General features: G+C 42.5%; 22 protein-coding genes and 2 tRNA genes. 5 read left to right on the forward strand and 19 right to left on the reverse strand.

What is annotated here, in order from left to right; genetic code table 11:
* From V3V99_08325 to xseA, 11 genes are all read right to left on the reverse strand, one after another.
* A partial coding sequence (locus V3V99_08325) for a GTP-binding protein (GenBank protein ID MEE9442661.1) occupies positions 1-127 on the reverse strand: 127 nt, incomplete at its 3' end.
* Positions 128-155: 28 nt separating this feature from the next.
* Positions 156-228: transfer RNA gene (locus V3V99_08330), tRNA-Thr, on the reverse strand.
* A 623-nt stretch (positions 229-851) separates the two neighbouring features.
* Positions 852-927, reverse strand: a tRNA-Gly gene (locus tag V3V99_08335).
* A gap of 58 nt (positions 928-985) precedes the next feature.
* Positions 986-1126 (reverse strand): hypothetical protein, encoded by a 141-nt coding sequence (locus V3V99_08340; GenBank protein MEE9442662.1) that lies wholly within the window; start codon positions 1124-1126, stop codon positions 986-988.
* A gap of 97 nt (positions 1127-1223) precedes the next feature.
* Entirely contained in the window at positions 1224-2795 is a 1572-nt protein-coding gene (locus V3V99_08345; GenBank protein ID MEE9442663.1) for a tetratricopeptide repeat protein, read from the reverse strand.
* Between the two features lie 667 nt (positions 2796-3462).
* A complete protein-coding gene (locus tag V3V99_08350) occupies positions 3463-4503 on the reverse strand; it encodes a FlgD immunoglobulin-like domain containing protein (GenBank protein ID MEE9442664.1) in 1041 nt (346 codons plus the stop codon).
* Positions 4504-4654: 151 nt separating this feature from the next.
* Complete coding sequence (locus tag V3V99_08355; GenBank protein MEE9442665.1) at positions 4655-5539, reverse strand: NAD(+)/NADH kinase; 885 nt, start codon at positions 5537-5539, stop codon at positions 4655-4657.
* Positions 5539-7530, reverse strand: a complete 1992-nt coding sequence (dxs, locus tag V3V99_08360; GenBank protein MEE9442666.1) for a 1-deoxy-D-xylulose-5-phosphate synthase — start codon at positions 7528-7530, stop codon at positions 5539-5541. The genes V3V99_08355 and dxs overlap by 1 nt, the downstream gene beginning before the upstream one ends.
* 11 nt (positions 7531-7541) lie before the next feature.
* Positions 7542-8423, reverse strand: a complete 882-nt coding sequence (locus V3V99_08365; protein MEE9442667.1) for a farnesyl diphosphate synthase — start codon at positions 8421-8423, stop codon at positions 7542-7544.
* On the reverse strand, positions 8416-8658 hold the full coding sequence (gene xseB, locus V3V99_08370) for an exodeoxyribonuclease VII small subunit (protein ID MEE9442668.1): 243 nt from the start codon (positions 8656-8658) through the stop codon (positions 8416-8418). Before xseB ends, V3V99_08365 begins: the two co-directional genes overlap by 8 nt.
* 2 nt (positions 8659-8660) lie before the next feature.
* Positions 8661-9875: an exodeoxyribonuclease VII large subunit gene (gene xseA / locus V3V99_08375; GenBank protein MEE9442669.1), complete on the reverse strand. Its 1215-nt coding sequence runs from the start codon at positions 9873-9875 to the stop codon at positions 8661-8663.
* Positions 9876-9991: 116 nt separating this feature from the next.
* Between xseA and V3V99_08380 the strand changes: the two genes are divergently transcribed.
* Positions 9992-10567: a DUF192 domain-containing protein gene (locus V3V99_08380; protein MEE9442670.1), complete on the forward strand. Its 576-nt coding sequence runs from the start codon at positions 9992-9994 to the stop codon at positions 10565-10567.
* A 5-nt stretch (positions 10568-10572) separates the two neighbouring features.
* Here V3V99_08380 and uvrC read toward each other — a convergent pair whose 3' ends face one another.
* The 6 genes from uvrC to V3V99_08410 all read right to left on the reverse strand — a co-directional run bounded on the left by uvrC (position 10573) and on the right by V3V99_08410 (position 16860).
* Positions 10573-12405: an excinuclease ABC subunit UvrC gene (gene uvrC / locus V3V99_08385; protein ID MEE9442671.1), complete on the reverse strand. Its 1833-nt coding sequence runs from the start codon at positions 12403-12405 to the stop codon at positions 10573-10575.
* Positions 12406-12750: 345 nt separating this feature from the next.
* A complete protein-coding gene (locus tag V3V99_08390) occupies positions 12751-13854 on the reverse strand; it encodes a hypothetical protein (GenBank protein MEE9442672.1) in 1104 nt (367 codons plus the stop codon).
* A 4-nt stretch (positions 13855-13858) separates the two neighbouring features.
* Complete coding sequence (locus V3V99_08395) at positions 13859-14365, reverse strand: NlpC/P60 family protein (GenBank protein ID MEE9442673.1); 507 nt, start codon at positions 14363-14365, stop codon at positions 13859-13861.
* A gap of 4 nt (positions 14366-14369) precedes the next feature.
* Positions 14370-15251, reverse strand: coding sequence for a UbiA family prenyltransferase (locus V3V99_08400; protein MEE9442674.1), 882 nt, complete (start codon positions 15249-15251; stop codon positions 14370-14372).
* Between the two features lie 20 nt (positions 15252-15271).
* Positions 15272-16111: a phosphatidate cytidylyltransferase gene (locus tag V3V99_08405; protein MEE9442675.1), complete on the reverse strand. Its 840-nt coding sequence runs from the start codon at positions 16109-16111 to the stop codon at positions 15272-15274.
* A complete protein-coding gene (locus V3V99_08410; GenBank protein MEE9442676.1) occupies positions 16108-16860 on the reverse strand; it encodes an isoprenyl transferase in 753 nt (250 codons plus the stop codon). Before V3V99_08410 ends, V3V99_08405 begins: the two co-directional genes overlap by 4 nt.
* 150 nt (positions 16861-17010) lie before the next feature.
* On the opposite strand from V3V99_08410, the gene V3V99_08415 reads away from it, so the two are divergent.
* A complete protein-coding gene (locus V3V99_08415; protein MEE9442677.1) occupies positions 17011-17466 on the forward strand; it encodes a CBS domain-containing protein in 456 nt (151 codons plus the stop codon).
* Positions 17467-17516: 50 nt separating this feature from the next.
* On the opposite strand, the gene V3V99_08420 is transcribed toward V3V99_08415, so the two are convergent.
* Positions 17517-19259, reverse strand: coding sequence for a C1 family peptidase (locus V3V99_08420; protein MEE9442678.1), 1743 nt, complete (start codon positions 19257-19259; stop codon positions 17517-17519).
* 137 nt (positions 19260-19396) lie between these two features.
* Between V3V99_08420 and V3V99_08425 the strand changes: the two genes are divergently transcribed.
* The 3 genes from V3V99_08425 to V3V99_08435 are packed head-to-tail and all read left to right on the forward strand — an operon-like array spanning position 19397 to position 21279.
* Positions 19397-19900, forward strand: coding sequence for a hypothetical protein (locus V3V99_08425; GenBank protein MEE9442679.1), 504 nt, complete (start codon positions 19397-19399; stop codon positions 19898-19900).
* Complete coding sequence (locus V3V99_08430; GenBank protein ID MEE9442680.1) at positions 19864-20373, forward strand: hypothetical protein; 510 nt, start codon at positions 19864-19866, stop codon at positions 20371-20373. Before V3V99_08425 ends, V3V99_08430 begins: the two co-directional genes overlap by 37 nt.
* 12 nt (positions 20374-20385) lie before the next feature.
* Positions 20386-21279, forward strand: a complete 894-nt coding sequence (locus V3V99_08435; protein MEE9442681.1) for a sulfite exporter TauE/SafE family protein — start codon at positions 20386-20388, stop codon at positions 21277-21279.
* Positions 21280-21339: 60 nt separating this feature from the next.
* On the opposite strand, the gene V3V99_08440 is transcribed toward V3V99_08435, so the two are convergent.
* Positions 21340-21774 (reverse strand): Hsp20/alpha crystallin family protein, encoded by a 435-nt coding sequence (locus V3V99_08440; protein MEE9442682.1) that lies wholly within the window; start codon positions 21772-21774, stop codon positions 21340-21342.
* Positions 21775-22060: the final 286 nt, after the last annotated feature.

The raw sequence follows: 22060 nt of genomic DNA on the forward strand, positions 1-22060 counted from the left end.
TGCCACCACCCTTACGATTCAAGATCATCGTCATCGCCGCCGTCAATGTCGTCTTGCCATGATCGACGTGACCGATCGTGCCGACATTCACGTGCGGCTTCGTCCGCTTAAATTTCTCCTTGGCCATGGCCAATTCCTCCGCTAGTAACGCTTAAAGCCCAGAACCGGATTCGAACCGGTGACCTCATCCTTACCAAGGATGTGCTCTACCTACTGAGCTATCTGGGCCTAACTTTTTTCCCAGCACAAAAATAGGCGTAATCGCCTAAAGTAAAGACCAGTAATTTACCTTTTTTGAATTGCTTGTCAAGTGAAAATTCACGACGGGAATTAATTTTCTTAAACTGAAAAGCTGTCCCGATTTACACCTGTCGCCATCCTCCTCACGACCCTCAAAAAAAGCCTTCCGGGTTATTATCTTGGATATCGGCAAATCCGTTTCACAGTTTACGCAATTTGTGCACAATATATACAAATTTTAATTCTCGCCGCGAAACGAATTCAATAATGCTAAAGCCCCGTTTTGGGGCTGGCTTCTGAGCAATCGAAATATCCCGGCAATTGTTCCCCTATATATAATGTGTAAATCAAAAAATCAACTATCGATGGATATAATTTTGGGGATAAAAAAATGGAGCGGGAGACGACGTGGCAATCTCTTGTTCCCCTCTTAATAATATATAAATCGAAAAAGCAAGACCAGTCATTGCGAGGAGTTTTGCGAGGCGAAATGACGTGGCAATCTCTAAATTTTAATTACTCCGGGTTTCGTGGGGATAAAAAAATGGAGCGGGAGACGACGTGGCAATCTCTAATTTCCAAGTATTCCGGGTTTTCGAAAGATAAAAAAATGGAGCGGGAGACGGGGGTCGAACCCGCGACAGTTAGCTTGGAAGGCTAATACTCTACCAGCTGAGTTACTCCCGCTCGAGCGACCATATATATATAGTGGAAACTTCGGATTGGCAAGAAAATTCTTGACTGATTATGGGGATTCGGTCGGTTCCTTACCGTTATCTTTTTCTCCCTCGCTTTTATCCTCGTCATCATCCGGCTTAGTCAACTCAATAAAATCCGGATCATCCCAGTCTTGTAGGTCGAAACCCCTGCGGTTTCGACATTCCAATTGTTCCCCTACCAGGCCTTTGCCTGTCTCGAGAATTGTGCCCGAAGCAAAATTCATTTGCGCGGGGCGGGGTGTGTTTGGTTTTGGAATTATTAACCTATTCCAAATCGTCCTCATCTTCCCCCTTTTCCCCTTTTTCCTTATCATCCTCATCATCCGGCTCGGTCAACTTAAGAAAGTCGGGATCATCCAAATAGGCTTTTAAATCTTTGTCTTTACGAGCGACGAATTTATACTTGGAATTCAATTGTATTGCCTTATCCAAATTAATCAGCATTTTAATTTTATCATTCAAATGAGCAAACGTACATGCCATATTAAAAATGGCTTTGTCATTATTGGGTTTTATTTCAATACATATCTTAAACTTATCAATCGCCTTATGGAAATATTCAGCCTTGTTTTTCAATTTTCCAATTTCAGCCAGCGTAACGCCCCAATTGTTATAGATTGCATCCCTTTCAGGATTAACCTCTACCGCCGTCCTGTATTTCTCTATTGCATGGTGGAAATATTCGGGTTTGTTTTCGGCTTTTGCAATACTGAACAGTGCGACGCCCCAATTCATAATAGCCTTATCATTTTTCGGATTTATCTCAACCGCTTCACTGTATTTATCAATTCCATCTTGAAAATAAGTAGAGCTATTGGTTATTTCGCCAATTTGGCACAGAGCGGTTCCCCAATCCATAAATGCATCATCCTTTTTGGGAGCTATCTTTATCGCTTTTTTGAATTTCTCAATTGCTGTATGGAAATATTCGATCTTATTTTTGGATTCGCCAATTTCAAATAGTGAAAGACCCCAATTATAATAGGCTGCATCGTTATCAAGATTTATCTTTGTTACTTTTTCAAAATATCCCATAGAAGATTTAAAGTTCTTTTCACCATAAGTTATATTTCCTAACATAAAATTAGCTTCTTCATCATCTGGCTTTACTTTAAGACAGGCAAGCATCCCATCCTTTGCTTTATTAAATTGCTCAAGCCTAAAATAATGACGCGCTATTAATTTATGTGTATCTGCAGGAATTTTAGATAAATCTATGTTTTGTATTTTCATCCAACCCAATAGGGCCTCATAATAGGAGACAGCCTCTATCGCGTCATCCTTCGGAATATTATCAAGTTTTTTCTTAAAATCAGTTGTTTCGTCTGTTTCAATTTCCGCTTTTTGTTCGAATACTTCCAAATGATTTTGCAGTTGCTCAGTTATTGATCCAGCCTTTCCAACATGTTCTTCCATCCTTTGTCTTAATCGTCTAACTTCTTTCATTTCCACACGGGCTTCACTTCTTGCCTTATTACCCTGATAAACCGCAAAAACTGCAGCCAAAGAGATAACTGCAACCAATATCCCAACGGCCGTCAACATAATATTTATCCATACTTTATTCGATTCCATAAGATCAAGCGCTTTTTCGACGTACATGGCATCGTTTGAAGTGAGAGCAACATAAACCGTATCGGAAGTCTCTACAGTATCCACATCATGAACTATAATCGTATCTGTTTTTTGCGCTTGTGTAGAATCAGATTGACCAAGGCAAACAGCATAGCCAATAGTCATAATCGCTATCATCATCACTAAAATTATTTTTCTTCGCATGGGGGAATCCCCTTTTATTTTTTTATTGGCAAAAGAACTTTCGCCTGATTCGCGCAAGAGCCTTATCTTTCAATTTAATATACGAATAATAGTGTTATTTATTCATGTTTGCAAGCGGTATTTGAGGTTTATTCGGGATAATTTAGTAGGGCATCCCTGCCAAAGGTTTCAAGCGAAAACTCAAAAGGGTCGAAGCGAGAAAGATCCCGCCAAAAAAATTTGCAGGATCGCGGGGATCGCTGCCCTGCTGGCTGCACCGCACAAGGACAATTTGGTATTGCGTAGCGACAACCCTGGGGTTGTCGTTACACATCAAGGCCCCCCAACATTTTCCCCACCAACCCACCATTATTTCCGAGATTATCCGCGTTTATAGAGTGAAATTTGTATGCGACTGTTTGAAAATTATATGGAGGAGAAGTCTTTTACGAAGTACGAAAAAGGACAAAACGAACCCAATTCTCCGCAATCAAAGACACAACAATAAATTACAAGGAATTTTCAAAAATCAAAATGTGGATAACTCATGATTTTTGCATAATTTTGCAGGATGAAGCCTAACGGGCTTCAACCAAAAATACTCATGGTATCCCCGCCAGGTTGGGGATGGCAGGAGCCCTGCGAGCTCCTTCCCGACTGTTCAAGAGGTCCCTTGTGCACAAAAAAAAAACCGGGAATCATGTCGCGAATTCCCGGCCCATATATATTAAATCGAATTTGTCTGTTAGCGCAAAAGAAGCATCTTTTTGCTGTCGGTGAATTCACCGGAGGTGATCCGGTAATAATATATTCCCGATGCCGCTTCCTGGCCGTTCTCGTTTTTGCTGTCCCACATAACCGAATGAGGCCCAGCTGTCATATCTTTGGAAATCAGAGTCTGCACTTTCTCGCCCAGGATATTATATATATCGAGCGTTACGAACGACGCTTTAGGAATATTAAAGTCAATCCGGGTGAAGGGATTAAACGGATTGGGATAATTCTGCCGCAGGCTGTAAATCATCGGATTCAATTCCGCCCAGTTGTCAACGTCGGTCGGGAGACGATGCATAATAAGAGCGAAAGTACCGGTGTCGTTGATTTGCGCGTCGCTGGCCAGAATGGAATATTCCCCGGCGACCGATACGGAATTAATTATCGCCACGGCTTCGAAGGGATCAACGCTCGCCTTTAATAAAATGCCATTAGGTTTAAAAAGCTCTAACCGTGGATGAATCCCACCACTTAATCGTATCATTTGAACAATAAAGGCATCACCTTCATTTACACTAAATTTATATGGCTTTAATTGTGCGAAGGAGGTTAAAGAATCTATGATAGTCGCCTCGTAACTCAATTTCCTTGCTCCAATCGGATCGTTGGTTCGCTGAACGGTAAAGGCGTATCCCCCTCGTCCGGGTCCGTCATAATCATAACATAAAAGCCTGCAATATCCGTTTTGGTACATTCTCTTATCAACAATTTCAGCAAAACCCGATCCGGTACCAGAGACGTCCAGCAGATTATTATTGGGACCCCAGAGTTCAATTCGAGGTTGAAACGTTCCTCCCGTTCGCGCCATTCGAATCATTATATTATCCCCGTCCCGGACACTAAACCGATAGGAATGAATTTCAAGCGAAGAATTAATAGTATTGGTTTTTAACGCACCCATAGATAAGGTTCCGCAATGATCATATTCGCATCCGTAAGCATGGGAACCAATCAATATAACCACCGCAGAAAATATCCCGCGCAGGACATATTTTGAAAGATTTGATTTCATACCCAAACCTTTTTCAAATTTAACAGACGTTTTCATTATCTTAATGACGTAAAAACACCATTAAATGTCAAAATTTCTTTCGCTTGCAGAAAGATTCAACCTTACATTCGACACAATAATATACGAATTATTTTAGCTTTGGCTACAAAAATCAATAATATTTCGGTAAATCGGGTTCTGCTTCGGGGAGAAGTCCCCAATGCAATTTATTCCTTAAAACATCGTAAAATGTATTATTTCGAAAGACTACGAAATTAATGAAATAATCGGCTTTTCGTACAATAAAACTCGATTCACGGGAGAGACTGCAGGATACCTGTCCATCCAGAGTCAATACCGGATCGCTATGCTTGCTACGGGTTACGACCCGCAATTCGTTCGAATCGGAAAAAATAATAGGCCGGGTTGTTAATGAAAAGGCGGATATTGGGGAGACAATAAAAGCATTCATAAGGGGATTTAATATCGGTCCCCCGACCGCCAGAGAATATGCGGTCGAACCGGTTGGTGTAGAAATAATCAATCCGTCGGCGGCATACGAGCAGATAAAGTAATCGTCAGCGTACAAATCGAGATTGATAATACGGGAAATCGAACCTCGATCGACGACTATGTCATTCAGAGCAAAAGGTGATTCTAATTTCTGGCCATTTTCGAGTTCGACTTCTGCGACCATTCTCTTTTCCAACAAATATTTGCCTTCGAGAACCAATAACAAAGTCTGTTCCAACGCCTTGGGAGTTAATTGTGTTAAAAATCCAAGGGAGCCCAAATTAATGCCAAGGATCGGAATGCCGGTTGATTTCACTGCCCTGGCCGAAGACAGTAAAGTGCCGTCGCCGCCCAGAGATACTATCATATCAGATTTGTTGGGAAGTTCATCGACGGGAACTCGTTCGATATTTAATTTTAATTCATCCGTCATCGGCGAGGCAAATATCAACGAGACGTCTTTTTTATCACCCCAGGAGATAATCCGCCGGATGACATTTTCGGCATCGGGGCGATTCATATTGGGCACAATTCCAAAGCGCATTATTTGTTTTTTTCCATTTCAGATTTTTGGGAAATTGTTTTTTCCGCTTTAATATCCGTTTTTAACTTCCCGCTCTCTCCCGCAGTTCGTTTACCATTTCCAATCTGAAAAACGTTAAGAAAAGACCGTTTATTCTTGAACACCGAACTGACACTGCGGAAAATACCGTCTTCATCGAGTCCTATTTCCTTGAGCAACAAATCGCGGCTGCCATGCTGAACGAATCTATCGGGGATTCCAAGTTTTATTATTCTGCCGCGATAATCAATCGAATCCAGATAGTCATGGACGGCTGAACCAAAACCGCCAAAGAGACTATTCTCCTCAACCGTTACGATCCGTTTGAATCTTTCGGAAATTTCTTTTAAGGCTTCAGAATCGAGAGGCTTAATAAACCGGGCATTTATCAGCGACGCGTTGATCCCGGCAATTCGCAATCGCTCAACCACCGGATAACACTGCGACACCATTGACCCGGTGGCAATGATCGCCACATCCGAACCTCCTACGGAAACATCCCATTGTCCCCATTCGATGTTTTTAATATTTCTGCCGAGTTCATAAGGCACCGTCCCGCGCGGATAACGAATCGCTACCGGCCCGATTTTATTTTTGACCGCATATTCGAGCATTTGGCATAACTCATCGCCATCAGCGGGCGCGGCAATAATCATATTGGGAACCGCCCTCAAGTAACTGATATCAAAAGCGCCGTGATGCGTCGGGCCGTCTTCACCGACTAAACCGGCCCGATCAATACAAAAAACGACCGGTAATTTTTGCAGAGCGACGTCATGTATAATTTGATCGTAAGCCCGTTGCAGGAACGTAGAATAAATGGCGACCACGGGACGCAATCCACCAGCGGCCAATCCGGCGGCATAACAAACCGCATGCTGTTCGGCAATCCCCACATCATAAAATCGATCGGGTAGTTTTTCCGCGAATTCAGTCAATCCAGTTCCGGGAGCCATGGCGGCGGTAATTGCAATAACTTTAGAATCACTTTCAGCGATTTCGGTTATCTTTTTTCCAAAAACAGAAGTGTAGGAAGGTAGTCTGGATGTCTTATTGGTCTGACCGGTTACCTTGTTGAAGGCCGATATCCCATGAAATTTGGTCGCGTTCTTTTCGGCCGGTTCATAGCCTCTCCCTTTTTGCGTAATAACATGCAGTAATCTCGGACCGTTAAGTTCCTTAATTTGCTTAAGAGTTTTTAATAGAACGGGTAAATCATGGCCGTCAATCGGACCGAAATATCTGAATCCTAACCGTTCAAAGATAATTCCCGGCACCAGGATACCTTTAATTTGTTTTTCAAAATTCCGAACCGTTGCCTTAATTTTATCAGCTTTTTTAAGTCGTCCGATAAACCGCCAGATATCGTCCCGTAATTTATTATAGGATTCATCGGCGAGGATATGAGTCAGGTACCTTGACATCGCCCCAACGTTCTCCGAAATCGACATGGAATTATCATTTAGGATTACCAAAAGATTTGTCTTTTGCGCTCCGGCGTTATTCAATCCTTCAAAGGACAATCCCCCGGTAAGAGCTCCATCGCCAATGACCGCGATAACATCATTGTCAATTTCATTCAGACGATTAGCTTCGGCCAAACCGAGAGCCGCTGAAATAGAAGTCGAAGCGTGCCCCGCTCCAAAAGCGTCGGATTCAGATTCACTCCGTTTGGTAAATCCTGAAAGACCTCCATATTGTCTGATTGTATTAAATCGATCTTTGCGGCCGGTCAAAAGCTTATGAACATAAGATTGGTGAGCGACATCCCACACGATTTGATCAGCAGGACAATTATATAGATAATGTAACGCGATGGTCAATTCCACGACGCCCAGGTTGGATGCCAGGTGTCCGCCAGTCTGACTAATAGTAGAAATTATGTTGGCGCGAATTTCTTCGGTCAGTTGATTTAAATCATCCGTTGACAGCTTCTTGAGGTCCTGCACCGATAATATCTTCTCTAAAAACATAATTCTCCATACTAATGCCACCGTCCCCCAATAAAACGGCCGATGGTTACGAAATTCCCGCTTTTCGGTATCGTGCTTTCCACCAGGTCAATCGCTTCTTCAATCAATTGTCCTGCTTTTTCATGTGATTTATCGAGCCCGATCACGGAAGGGTAAGTTGCCTTATTATTTTTTGAATCGGATCCAATCGGTTTGCCCAACAATTCAGCATCCCCCTCAATATCAAGTATATCATCAATGATTTGAAAGGCCAATCCGATTTTTTCACCGTATTGTGTGATAGCCTGAAGCTTCTCATTATCGGCATTTGCCAGAATCGAACCAATGCGAACGGCGCCCCGAATGAGTTTTCCGGTTTTATGATTATGGATAAATTCCACTTCATCCAAATTTAAATTACGCCCCTCGGCTTCCAGATCGGCCATCTGACCACCTAACATCCCGCCGGTGCCAATCGCCTTAGCGAGTTCCAATACCACTTCGGCATTCCCGGTTTCGGCCATCAATCTAAATGCGAAATCATGGAGGGCGTCACCTGCCAAAAGCGCTATAGCCTCATTGTATTTTTTGTGAAGCGTGGGTTTGCCTCGCCTAAAATCATCGTCATCCATGCAGGGCAAATCATCGTGAATCAAAGAATATGTATGCACTAATTCCAACGCCACGGCCGCTTTATAAATTTCCTGACCGGTTCCATCGCAGGCTTCATACGCGGCCAAAGCCAAAACGGGACGAAGTCTTTTCCCGCCGGCCATTACCGAATATCGAATCGCTTTATGTAAAACATGAGGATATACGTCGGGCGCAGGTAGAAATTTCAACAAATATTCATTGATGAGTTTCGCCTTTTCAATCAAATACGCGGGAGCGGTTACTTTTATGTTCTCAGTCATCGTCTCCCCCGGCAAAATCATCAAGGTTGAATTTATCGGCGATTTTCGTCAATTTGGCGATTTTCCCCTCGGCCTCAGTTAGCTTTTTATTGCAAATTCCGGCGATTTCTACCCCCTCGGTATATAACTCAATGGAATCCTCAAGACTCAACTCACCCGATTCCAATTGTTCCGTAATTTCATCGAGCCGATTTATCGCGCTCTCAAAATCCTTATACTCTTTCTTGGCCGACATATTCAATTTTTCTTTTCTTTTTTTTCAACCTTCGAAAAAATCGATCCGTCGCTGACGATAGTCTCCATAATACCTTTAACCGGAATATCTTCCACCGATTTTACAACCTCTTTCTTTGGGGCAGTTCGGGCAACAGAATACCCTCGCGCCAAAACCGCCAGAGGCGACAGCGCTTCCAGGCGCGAAATCTGTATCGCGGCCGATTGCCGAAAGGTATCAAACCGACTTTGGGATAGCAAGTTCAAAAGTCTAATTTGTTGATCAAGCTGCTGATATCTCGATTCGAGTATGATCTCGGGATTGGCGAATATTCTTGACGTGATTGAATCGGTAAATCGGCGAAATTGCTCTCTATATAAGGTATTAACGGCGCTGTCCATATCCCGCAAGATATGTGAAATGCGATCCGAGAATCCCTCCAGCGGCCAGGCAATCATCTCCGCCGCCATGGAAGGCGTCGCCGCCGAATAATCGGCGACCAAATCCGTCAGAGTAATATCGACTTCATGTCCGATGGCCGAAATAACCGGAATTTCAGAATCGAAAACCGCCCGGATAACTCGTTCATCATTGAAAGCCCATAAATCCTCAAGCGACCCTCCTCCCCGCCCGATTAGAATCACATCGACTCGCCCGTACCGATTCAGTTCCTGTATTCCTTCGGCAAGTTGCGGGGCGGCGATATCGCCCTGCACTTCCGAGGGCCATAAGATTATATCTAATTTCGGATTATGCCTTCTGACAACGCGGCAAATATCATGTATGACGGCTCCGGTTGGCGAAGTCACGACTCCGATTCTCATCGGAAACGGAGGCAGTTCTTTTTTATATTGAGGCGAAAACAAACCTTCCTTTTCCAGTTTTTCCTTTAATTGCCGAAACGCCAGTTCAAGCTCACCCATCCCAGCCGGTAACAGCCTCTTGACGATTAATTGATAAGAACCACCGCGTTCATAAATGGTCAAGTTGCCGTGGGCCAGAACTTTTAGACCATCTTTGGGCTCGAATTTGAGACCCGCTCCACTCGAACGCCACATGGCACAGCGGAGTTGAGAATCGTCATCCTTCAGAGAGAAATAGCGATGCCCCGAACCATGATGATGATAATTTGATATTTCACCTTCGACCCATAAAGAAGGAAACGATTCTTCAAGGGTAAACCGGGCCATTTTATTAACAGCCGAAACGGAATAGATTTCTTCCTGAATATTTTGCATGAAACTGAAGATAGTTTTTTGTACTATAAAAGACAATCACTTTGTTGGTTGCGTAAGAAGATGAATTCATTTATCATTAAAATTGTATACGCCGTGTGCTGAGGTTTAATAAATTTATGTCAAAAAGGAATAAAAATACTGCAACTCAAAACAAACCGGGGCGGCGAATTTTATGGCTGATAATTGCCGTATTAGCGGTTGCGATAGGATTTTTGATAACGATAAAACAAAATGACAATCCTGTGAAATCCTTAACCCCGCCTGCTTCGAAGACGATCTTTTCCGCTCCCGAATTTCAAAAACACGGCACTCTGACATTTTTCAAAAACGATGGTGATAAAGTCGTTACGATTGATATTGAGATCAAAGACAGCGGCTACGAGCAAGCCGATGGAATGATGCGCCGTGATACGATGGAAGAGCTGCAGGGGATGCTATTTATTTTTGCCGATGAAACCGAACGATCATTCTGGATGAAAAATACGATTCTTTCACTGGATTTATTATTTGTCAATAGCCGGAATGAAATTGTGACAATTCACAAAAACGCGGTCCCGTTTGATAAGAGTAATTATAAGTCGGACGCACCCGCCAAATATGTCGTCGAAGTTCTCTCCGGTTTTACGGATAAATATAACATTGTCGTTGGCGATAAAATCGAATGGACCAAAATCGAAAGCTTCGGACAATAATCGATCTATTTATTTTTCTCAGAATGAAAATGATTATAAATGTTCTGAGCCAGCTTCAATGGAATGCCCTTTAACGATGCCACTTCTTCAATTGACGCCGTCTTGATCTTTTTAACAGAACCAAAGTGTTTTAATAACACTTTCCGGCGCGACGGTCCCACCCCGGGGATATCATCAAGTTCTGATTTTATTGTTCGTTTTTTGCGGAGTTTGCGATGATATGTAATCGCGAAACGATGCGCCTCGTCTCTGACTCGTTTTAGCAGATTTAACGCCGGAGAATTTCTGGGAATATACACAGGCGCGGATTTATGGGGGATAAAAACTTCTTCCAGTTTTTTAGCCAGTCCGATTATCGGCTGATTTTCTAATTTATGCTGCCTTAAGACCTCAACCGCAATCGAAAGCTGCCCCTTTCCCCCGTCAACCATCATCAAATCAGGAAGCGGTTTGTTCTCTTCCTTTCTTCGTACGACATATCGAATGAAAACCTCCCGCATGGCGGCAAAATCATCCTGACCCTTGACGCTTTTAATTTTGAAATGCCGGTATTCTGATTTCCTGGGTTTGCCCTTTTCAAAATAAACCAGCGAGGCGACCTTATCGGAACGACCCAGGTTGGAAATATCAAAACAACTGATTGACTGAGGTGCTTTGTCAAGCCTGAGTACTTTTCGCAGCGCCGCTGCCGAGGCCGGGATTCGTTCATTATATTTTTTCTTCTGCAACAACATCTCATCAAGAACCAACCGGGCGTTCGTTTCGGCCATCGATACCAGTTTTACTTTTTCTCCTCTTTGCGGGGTAAGTATTTTTATCTTCATTCTTTTGGACTTTGACAGCCACTTCTCGATCAGTTTTTCTTCTGCGATTTTCAATGGTAAGAATATTTCTTCGGGTAAATTCTCGGCATGATTATAAAACTGTTTCAAAAATCCGGACAACAAATCTTCTTCGGAAATATCGGGACTGACTTTAAGCTGTATATCCTGGCGCCCGATGAGAATTCCCTCGCGAATCTGCATGACCGCCGCGACCGCGTCCTTGTCTTCCCTGGCATAGGCGATCACATCCCGATTGATATTTTGAGCCACATCAACCTTCTGTCTTCTCCAAACCGACTCCATTGCCTCGATGGTATCGCGCAACCGGGCGGCCTCTTCGAATCGAGTGTCATTTGATGCCTTATTCATTCTTTGATTGAGACTGCCGATTAAATCCGATTGACGACCGGAGAGAAACATGATAACAGCATCAACATGCTTTTTATACTCCTCCGGGGTTTCCTCGTCAACGCATGCTCCGGCGCAGCGCCCGATATGATAATCGAGGCAAATTTTGTATTTGCGTCCCGTCGGCGAAGGTATCTCATAGTTGCACGAACGAATTCCAAAATGCCGCATCAGAAATTTCAAAGTTCTCCGCATCCCGGCGGAATTGGTATATGGTCCGAAATACCGCGCCCCATCGCGCAGAACGCGGCGCGTAACCAGTAGTCTTGGGAAAGGTTCGTTGATAGTTAATTTAAGATACGGGAATCGTTTATCGTCTTTGAGATTCACATTGTAGCGCGGCTTATGTTCCTTGACAAGATTAGCTTCCAGTATCAAAGCTTCGATTTCCGAATCGGTCACGAGAAGCTCAATATCATCGACTTGTGTGACCAGAACCGCCGTTTTGAAATCAGCCGAGCCGCGGCTTTGAAAATAGGATTTGACCCTATTTTTTAGATTTTTGGCTTTACCGATATAAATGATTTTCCCCCGGCTGTTTTTCATCATATAGACGCCGGGCTCTTTCGGCAGGTTTTTCAGTTTTATTTTCAGCTTTTTATTCATGCCGCAATTAATAACGAAAATATTCGAAACGAGTGCCACAGTTTTTTAATTGTCACATTCGAGTAATAAAATAAGCCCGGCTAGGTGGGTTTTTAGCCGGGCTACTTCAAAGGGAAGAGCAACATGGACATAGCTCTTGGAAAGCTAAACTTCCTGTTACCTGTACGATGTGTTTCAATCACTAAACTTATCGGACAAAACTGTTGAAAATTTAGACAATGTGAGCATTTTTTTCACATTTTTTTCGCATACACGCAATTCACTCACATTGGGGAAGTTAATCGGATATCAATGCGTGATAATTAAATGTCACTTAATTATGCGAGGAAATGTTTCCGTAGAAATTTATTCTACTTTTAGCGCAGTCAAAGCTTCTTCAAGTTTTATTTTTAGATCATCATATTCATCGTAGAATATTGTGTCAAAATGTTCATAATCAAATGCGAGCTTTCGTTTACTCTTGAAGTGCTTCTTATCGCAAACCGGTATAATGTCTTTTCCCAATGCCAGAGCCATCCCAAATTCCAGAACCACATTTCTGTTTTCTGTTGATAATTCAGCAATGACAATTTCTGATTTTACGATGAGAGAAAAGATCTTACTCTCTATGTAATTTTTCCTTTTATCAGTATCTGATCTATGACAAGTATAATCAAAGACATCTTTTACCGCAGGTTGAAAAACCTCTGGCAAGATATCTTGAGGAAATTCATCTTCGTTAAGGGGCATAATAACAAATGCAAATTTGCCGGATTTTTCCGCCTGCGTTTCAACCAAATGAAAAATCGGATGGTTTGAAGGATCGATTAATTCAATTAGTTTATCGTCTAAATCTTCTATTCCCAATTCCTTTTTAACATCCTCTATTTTTTCAGGATTAATTTTGAAAGGCTGTGTATTGACTTGACCCCGATTCATCCTGAATAATTCTGATCTTCTTTTTCTTACTAAAAATTTCCGTTCTTCATAGAAACGAAGCCATGAATTAATTTCTTTATCCGTGTTGGAATAATTATCCATCAAATCGTAATGACTAATGCCTTCGTCAGGATGATTTGAATTTATTGTGTAAATAAATCTCAATATCTCATGTTTTAATTTATCACTCTCTATTAACAGAATTTTATTTAATCCATCATGCTTTTCTGAATCAAATACAAATTCTTTCTGATTTGGATTATTCCGTATTGAGTACAATCCGAATTTAATCGCATTATTGTGCATATCCATCTGATTATTGAATCCAGTTTCAGCTAAAACATCTTTCACCCTAACAACAAACTCTAATGTTTCCTGTTCTTGAGTATTTTTTGCATCCCTGAATATGTAATTAAATGGATAACTGTCCACCGGATCTTTTAAATCTTCTTTAGATTCAGAACATCCCACAGTTAATAATTTAGGCTGATTATCGATAATTGTCTTGACTATCCCCAGCCAGATGCTCATTGACTTACTCAATCACCCGGCGGGCGCCGAGGAAGCGTTTCTTCCAATATTTTTCGGACATGTTCGATATAATAATGCCGTTGGAACTCGAAGCGTGGACAAATTCGTCAAAACCGATATAGATGCCAGCATGCGATACGCCTTTTCCTCCGGTATCAAAAAAGACCAGATCGCCGAAGAAAAAATCGCCGCGTTCCACGATGCGGCCGGTTTTCCATAATTTTTCGGTTGTTCGAGGCAGATGGACTGAATTGTAATCGAGATAAATCGCTCCGATAAATTCCGAGCAGTCGTATCCCCGTTCGCTTTCACTGCGGCCGGCATACGGTTTACCCAGGTAACGGTCGATGATATTTCCCATGACAATCGGATCGACGGCGTAATTCTTGGCTTTGGTCTGTTTGACCTTAGCCTTCCCTTCGGTAGTATGTATGCCGCCGCCGTAACGAGGCGTCCCCTGGCATCCGATTAGAATCGGAAGAATAAGAATTAAAAATGACAGACGTTTCATATTATCAACTCAGTTTCGGATAAATGACACCAAATCTTTTCTTATAATAGATTTTTGTTAAAACGATTGTCAACAAAAGAAACGCCAGGTATAACGGATAATGCGCACCCGCCAAAAGCGTTAAAAGCAATATTGGAAATTTGCAGGCGAATAACAGCACCGATTTATTCGGTTTGATAAGAAGAATAACGACCAACAACATAGTTATCCCGGCGACAATCATCATTTCATAATTACTGATGACAAATGAAATCACGGCTGTTGCGATAGCCGACAATAACGCCAATATCAAGGCTCCCCTTTTTCCCAACACAACCGCGACTGTCAATTTATTCGATACCATATCGCCGTCGTAATCGGGCAGTGTCGTCAAAATATATCCGGTCGCGATGGCGAGGAAATACGGAATACTCGATATGGCAGGCAATCTTCCGGCGCAAAACAACCCTATCATAAATGGAATAAAAAATCCGTAGGCGACAGCGTTAGCCAGAAGACCTCCGAAAAGATTATCTTTCAGCCTGATGGGTGGAGCTGAGTACATGACTCCCAGAATCACTATATAAAGAGTCACATAAAATGTATGACGCGATATTAAAAAGGCCAAAGCCAAACCGATCGCCGTTAATAATCCATAATAAACCCAGGCTGCTTTTACCGAAATAATTCCGCGCGGAAGGAAAAACAGTTTATCGTTTACTCGATCCGATTCGATATCGAAAATCTGATTGATGATATACGTTCCGGCGAAAACAAGAGTCAGGACAACTAACTGCCAGATAAATTGTAAATTAATCGAGATATTTCCGTACCCGGAAACGGTGCAGTCGGAAAGATAATGGAGGTAAACCGTCCAAACCGGAATCAGGAGCATGGGACGGCTCATGAATATGAAATCAAGAATCTTCACAACCAGTATAGATTCATGACATATTTAAGATATAAATAAACCACCGGAGCGGCAAACAGCAGTGAATCAAAACGGTCCAGAACACCGCCATGACCGGGTATTATCGCCGAAGAGTCTTTAATATTTATGGAGCGTTTCCAGAGAGATTCAACCAAATCGCCCAACTGGCCAAACGTTCCGATCAACACTGACAGCAATATAAAATGAATAATCTCGATTTCTCTGAGCCAGAAAATCTTAAAAATAGCGGCAACTATGAATACTCCGATATATCCCCCGACAAATCCTTCGATTGTTTTATTGGGCGACACCGCCGGGGCGAGTTGATGTTTCCCGAATTGTTTCCCGAAAAACATGGCGGCCGTATCCCCGACCCATAAAGAACCCATCAGAAAAAACAACCACCAGCGCCCGTGTGACGGTTCTAACCAGGCGGCGTTGCCGCGAATCAAATAAATATATGGATAGAGCAATCCGATATAAAAACTGCCCCAAACGATATAAGTAAGCCGATAATGCAGAGTTTTTATCGGATCTTTTCCGGTTGCCAGGATGATTCCAATTACCAGAAAAATACCCAAAAGGCAATACAATCCGAATGCGGCCTGACCGGTGGCGGTCAAATAAACCGAAACAATAACACCCAAAAAGGGAAGAAAAAAACAGGGCGAACCGACCGGGATTTCAGCACCGCGCAGGTACTCAATTATCCCGATTCCCGACAATAGCAAAACAAAATAGAGAAACCCTTCACCGCCTCGAAAGATAAGAAATAAAATTATTGGGATCGCTATGGCTGCGACGATTAACCGCTGGGTCAAATTTATGGAAATCATTTAGAATTAACCCGACCGAAACGCCGGTCCCTCTTAATATATTCCTTGACTGCGGTCAGGAAATCGATCTTGTTAAAATCGGGCCAGAGTGTGTCGGTAATATATATCTCCGTATATGACGTCTGCCAGATGAGGAAATTGGATAGTCTCATTTCTCCCGAAGTCCTGATTAGCAAATCAGGATCGGGCAAATCGGCGGTGTAAAGATACGAGGCGAACAATTTTTCATCGATATCATCGGAGACTACTTTTCCGGATTTGATATCTTCGGTCAGAGCCCTGATGGCATCAATAATTTCGGTGCGGCCGCCGTAGTTAAGAGCCAGATTGAGAGTCAATCCCGTATTTTTTGACGTTTTGCGAAATGCTGATTTGAGGACCTTCCTCTTTGCCACAGGTAATTCATCTATGCGTCCGGTTGCCATCAATCGGACATTGTTTTTCATTAAATCATCAAGCTCCTGCAGGGTCGTCCGGGATAATAACTGCATCAGCGAAGCGACTTCGTCTTTGGGCCGATTCCAATTTTCTACCGAAAATGTATACAGCGTCAAAAAGTCAATACCTATTTCCGAGGCGATTTCGACTACCTTCCGAACCGCCTTTACTCCAGCCACGTGGCCTTCGGTGCGTTTCAATCCCCGTTGATTAGCCCAGCGCCCATTACCGTCCATAATAATGGCTACATGACCGGGACATTTCCCGCTTGACTGGATTTCCTCAATTAGATGTTTTATATCCTCTGGCATGAGCCTATTCTACAACTCGAACTCGATTTGGGCAAGATTAAATTCTCATCTTTCCATTTTTTGTCCGGTTATTGTTCTTCTCATTTTCTCTCGTAGGAACATTTTAACGTGCGTATATGTTATACACCTCAAAAGTAATTAGGAGGTTTCATGCAGGTAAAAGATGTTTTGGATGACTTTCATAAACATCCCATTACGATAAATGAAAATCTGACCATAGGCGAGGCGATGAAAGCCCTCAATAAGCACAAAATCGGGTCGCTCATAGTTTTGGATAATTCCAAATCTTTGGCAGGCATAATAACCGAACGTGATGTATTCAGAATGATGAATAAATTCAACTGCGATATTGAGGAAAAGTTAATTAAAGATTACATGTCCACCGATTTAATTATTGGGGTTCCCGAAGATGATTTGGAATATATCGCCGGATTAATTACCCAGAACCGCATCCGCCATATTCCTGTCATAAACAGGGATGGCAACCTGTGCGGAATAATATCCATTGGAGATATCGTCAAGGCCCGCCTGAATGAAGCCGAAGTTGAAAACAGATACCTGCGTGAGTATATTTCCGGTCGGGCTCATTTAATTTCAGAAGAATAATATCAGGTATAAATCACAAAAAATCCGCCTGTTCAAGCGGGTTTTTTTCATTAGTTACAGGCCTCTTCCGGTGAAAGACCGTCTTTAAAAACATGATTAATTAGAAATACAGCATCGCCAACATTACAATCACCATCGCAATTGGCGTCACCACATTCTAACCGATCCGGACCAGGACCGTTTTTGAAAACGTAGTTTATTATGTAAACAGCATCACCAACGTTTACATTATCATCGCTATTGGCATCTCCCCGCTTATAATCGCACGCATCTCCAATATTATCACCGTCGGAATCGATTTGATCGGAGTTATAAGTATCCGGGCAATTATCCAGATCACACTGATTACCCCAATAATCAGGATCGCCAAATCCATCGCCGTCAGAATCAATACAAGGTACATTAGAGTACCTCAATCTAATTCCAACATCCGCATGGCGGAGCAACCCGGCGTCAAACCACAACTCGCCATCGGCACTAACAAAAGTATATCCCGTCTCCTGCGGGCCATCGCCATCGCCCATAATGGGGTAAACATGTTGTTCGTTGGTGACATTGGTAACAACATAAATATCATCTCCAATCGATACCGCAAGAGGCTCAGGCAATATTATGGAAAAGTAACCATATTCCACAAAGCTATGATCAAGACTGCTACTCAATAGATTACTGGGTACACTTCCGTCAAAGTCATCATAAATATAAATATCAATATCGGTTGTCGGATCATTTGTCCAAAATTCTACTCGTGTGATGTAAGTTTCATTTTCAATGACATATTTACACATTCCCCAGGCTGTATTACTACTAAAACCGAGTTCTCTTGTGGGGCCGGCTTCATCATAAAACAAAATTCCACCATTGTGATCATAAGGCTGCCAATCGGACATATATTCAGGAAAGATTCCAATATAGGCAACTCCATAACCGATAGTGGCATATCCGCCTTCCGTTCCGGAACCACACGGACCTCCCCATGATGTGCCCATGCTATTTTTTATAATCCATCCGCCGGTTCCACCTTCATGGATTAGATCATCATCCCAACCTACGATTAAAACTGAATGTCCGATTCCCCAAATCAATTCGGAATAGTATAAAGTATATGAACCGTCGTATGCCATAAGCTCATCATACCATTCCGTATCAAAATCTCCCAGCCCCATCCCAACCTCCATAGGGCCATAAGTATAAAGATAATTCTTAATCAATTCCGGATCGGGAATTAGCTCATCTGTAACTGTTCGGAGCCCTAAAAGTGTATGTTGAAAATCACAATCGGTTTTGCAGGAAACATTTGCAGGAATATAGGGATCGCAAGATTCTAATACGGTTCCATTTTCGGATAGCACGCATGATACCCAACTAAAACCGCCCCCGTCACAACTTAAATCGTGCCAATTACATTCCTTGATATGATTTTCAGACAGATTCCAGACTCCGGCACCATCCATTTGAAGCATCGATTCTACATTTGCCAATGCCCCGAACGAATAACAGGACCCGCAGGTTGGCCAATCCTGATCCTGTACAGCCGTTATAATACCCTTTTCCCGCCAATCCCAGCGAAAAGGAAGAGTAGTATTTTTAAATTTCTCTGGGATTTTGCGAACTGCTGCTTTGGCATCAATAGATTTAATATCTTTTTGCAGTAACGTTGGGTCAGGAATACCCGGTTTAATGGTTATCATTTTGGGAAGATTTAAATCAGGAGATTCAATTTCATTTCCCAGTATTATGCTGTTGAATATCAACTGTAGGATAAGAATTATATAAGCATTTCGGATAATCATACCTGCCCCCTTTCGAACCAAACATTGACCACTCTTAAGAGTCCCAATTGGGTCAATATACGTATAGCTGACCAGCGCGAATTTATTTTTCAGAAATTAAAGATAAAATCAGTCCTAATTTCCTATCGATTAATATAGTGTATTATTTACTGCTGTCAATTCAAATAAACCAATGGGCTAAAATAAAAACCATTTTGGTAATTGTGTCAATCGCTCTGTTGTTCAGTGCGTATCTTATCGCGAACGATAAACCCGAAAATGAAAATACGATAAGTGACGCGCAACAGATATTAAAGAAGACCAACAAGATTTTCAAATCGAGAAAATACGAAGAATCACGGGATATTTATATGCAGGCCCTCAAAGCGGCCGAAAAATCAAATAATTTATCCGACCAAACTGAAGCCTTATCAATGATCGCCCGGACCCATTTGATTAATGATGATATTAATACCGGATATATCTGGCTGGAAAAAGCCAAAAAGACCGCTGATTTCGATGAGCCCCTGGGTTGGTCCCGGTACATGGGTGTCAAGGGTAGATTCCTATGGAAAGAAGAAAGCCTTAACGAAAATTACATAACCGCACTATCGACGCGGCCCACATGTTCGCCATCACCGGCGATTTGGAGACTCAGGTAGCCTGGGCATATAAGGCTATAGATGAAGCTGAAGCTGGCGATTTGGAATCATGGCTGGGACCTCTCTGGAATAATCGGGGCGCGATCCTGGAAGACATGGAACGATATTATGAATCTCTCGAAGCCTGCTTGAAAGCCCGCGAATATCATCATAAGCATGGCAACGACTTTACCAGAGCGGTGTCGGATCGGGCCGTCGGTCATGCATACATTAATATCGGAGATATAGAAAACGCCGCCAAATGGATTAATCCTGTGCCGGACAAATTTAAAGAAATGGGGGAAGGCGAATTTATCGGATTAACATTCCGGGAAATGGGCGAAATCGAATTGGCCAGGAAAAACTTTACCAAGACCCACAAATATTTTATTCGCGCCGAGGAAAAATTAAAAGAAGCCAAAATGCCCGAATGGGATCCTGATGGATACCAAAAAATCCTCAATCGTATTGACGAAACCGGAAAAAACGAATAAATTCCTTCCATTATGATTGAATTTCCTGTTAGCGGAGTCGAAACCTACTGGTGGCTCCCCATACTTTTTGCTTTCGTAGTCTCATGCCTGACCTCAACCGCCGGAATATCGGGCGCGTTTCTATTACTTCCTTTTCAAGTAAGCATTCTCGGTTTCACCTCTCCCGGAGTAACCCCCACTAATTTGCTATATAACACCGTTGCTATACCAAGCGGCATTTATCGCAACTACCGGGAAAAGCGGATGGTCTGGCCCCTGGTCAAAGTCATATCCACCGGAACTATTCCCGGGCTTGTACTGGGAGTATTTATCCGTGTCAGATACCTGCCCGATCCGGTCGCATTTAAATTTTTTGTCGGACTTGTTTTGGTCTATATCGCGATTCGATTGCTCATGAATACTTTGAAAAAGCAGGAATCGGCCGTCAATTCATTTGAAGCATTCGAAGTATCGTCGGCTTCATTGACATTTAGAAAAATTTCATTCGTATTCAACGGCCAACAATTTTCCCTTTCGACGCCGGTTCTTTTTACATTGAGCATTATTGTTGGAGCCATTGGCGGCATCTATGGAATCGGCGGCGGCGCCATACTCGCTCCGATTCTTGTGATCATGTTTCGCCTACCGATTTATACCATTTCCGGAGCAACTCTGTTTGGGACATTTTTATCTTCGACGGTAGGAGTCCTTTTCTATATCGTGCTGGCTCCCCTCTTTGCGGCCGACAAAATATCTGCGCAACCTGACTGGATGCTGGGTCTGATGTTCGGTATCGGAGGATCGCTCGGTATTTATCTGGGAACTCGAATTCAGAAATACATTCCCGCCCGCCTCATAAAAATTCTTTTACTATTGATCATGCTCTACGTTGCGATCCGATATATAATCGGATTTTTCGCGCAATAGAAATGCCGGTCTTTCGAAACCGGCATCGGGATTTTAAGCAGATAATGAGTGTATTTCCAATTAGGAAATTTTGATTTCGATTTTTTTTGGCTTCTTTTCTTCAGCTTTGGCGGCGGTAACAATCAAAATACCGTTTTTATAGTCGGCCGTAATTGAATCCGGATTAACCGTCTTGGGCAGGCCGAATGATCGATTGAATTTTCCACTACGAATCTCGGTGCGGAGATATCCATTATCTTTATTTTCCGAGCGGATGTCGCGCTCACCCGAAACGGACAGGATGCCAGCCTTCACCCAAACCTTAATGTCGCCCTTATCCATGCCGGGAAGCTCAAATATGAATTTTACATCATCATCAGCCTCCCGAATGTCAACTGCGGGATTGAAATTGGGCGAGGCCGTATTGCCAAATGCGATGCCAAATACGTCGTCATACAGGTTATCTATGCTGTTTGAAAATCCAAAATGCCTGGGTCTTACTATTAAATTTCTCATTTTATCCTCCTATGTTTATTTATCTTCTGGGAATTCTTTGAGCATGTACCGTGCCAAAAACTATAAGTCATTATTAAACAACATATTAATCCAATCTATAAATTAGCGCAAATAACCATTCTGCCAATTATGCATATCATACTGCCAATATGACGACTTTCGTTTGTCAAATTGGCTCAATCATTACAAATACTATTAATCTCTCCTTAGATGCCGACATTTCAAATAGGATAAAACAGGGGATAATTAAAAGGTTTCTATGAACAAAAAGCGCTTGCCTCCGGGA

This window comes from Candidatus Zixiibacteriota bacterium, assembly GCA_036480375.1.
Taxonomy (GTDB): domain Bacteria; phylum Zixibacteria; class MSB-5A5; order GN15; family JAAZOE01; genus JAZGGI01.

Coding starts and splice junctions, on each gene's coding strand:
- xseB (MEE9442668.1), bottom strand. CDS start 8,658: ATGTCGGCCAAGAAAGAGTATAAGGATTTTGAGAGCGCGATAAATCGG.
- xseA (MEE9442669.1), bottom strand. CDS start 9,875: ATGCAAAATATTCAGGAAGAAATCTATTCCGTTTCGGCTGTTAATAAA.
- V3V99_08400 (MEE9442674.1), bottom strand. CDS start 15,251: ATGAGCCGTCCCATGCTCCTGATTCCGGTTTGGACGGTTTACCTCCAT.
- V3V99_08380 (MEE9442670.1), top strand. CDS start 9,992: ATGTCAAAAAGGAATAAAAATACTGCAACTCAAAACAAACCGGGGCGG.
- V3V99_08435 (MEE9442681.1), top strand. CDS start 20,386: ATGATTGAATTTCCTGTTAGCGGAGTCGAAACCTACTGGTGGCTCCCC.
- V3V99_08405 (MEE9442675.1), bottom strand. CDS start 16,111: ATGATTTCCATAAATTTGACCCAGCGGTTAATCGTCGCAGCCATAGCG.
- V3V99_08410 (MEE9442676.1), bottom strand. CDS start 16,860: ATGCCAGAGGATATAAAACATCTAATTGAGGAAATCCAGTCAAGCGGG.
- uvrC (MEE9442671.1), bottom strand. CDS start 12,405: ATGAATAAAAAGCTGAAAATAAAACTGAAAAACCTGCCGAAAGAGCCC.
- V3V99_08350 (MEE9442664.1), bottom strand. CDS start 4,503: ATGAAATCAAATCTTTCAAAATATGTCCTGCGCGGGATATTTTCTGCG.
- V3V99_08355 (MEE9442665.1), bottom strand. CDS start 5,539: ATGCGCTTTGGAATTGTGCCCAATATGAATCGCCCCGATGCCGAAAAT.
- V3V99_08430 (MEE9442680.1), top strand. CDS start 19,864: ATGTTCGCCATCACCGGCGATTTGGAGACTCAGGTAGCCTGGGCATAT.
- V3V99_08365 (MEE9442667.1), bottom strand. CDS start 8,423: ATGACTGAGAACATAAAAGTAACCGCTCCCGCGTATTTGATTGAAAAG.
- V3V99_08440 (MEE9442682.1), bottom strand. CDS start 21,774: ATGAGAAATTTAATAGTAAGACCCAGGCATTTTGGATTTTCAAACAGC.
- dxs (MEE9442666.1), bottom strand. CDS start 7,530: ATGTTTTTAGAGAAGATATTATCGGTGCAGGACCTCAAGAAGCTGTCA.
- V3V99_08390 (MEE9442672.1), bottom strand. CDS start 13,854: ATGAGCATCTGGCTGGGGATAGTCAAGACAATTATCGATAATCAGCCT.
- V3V99_08395 (MEE9442673.1), bottom strand. CDS start 14,365: ATGAAACGTCTGTCATTTTTAATTCTTATTCTTCCGATTCTAATCGGA.
- V3V99_08415 (MEE9442677.1), top strand. CDS start 17,011: ATGCAGGTAAAAGATGTTTTGGATGACTTTCATAAACATCCCATTACG.
- V3V99_08420 (MEE9442678.1), bottom strand. CDS start 19,259: ATGATTATCCGAAATGCTTATATAATTCTTATCCTACAGTTGATATTC.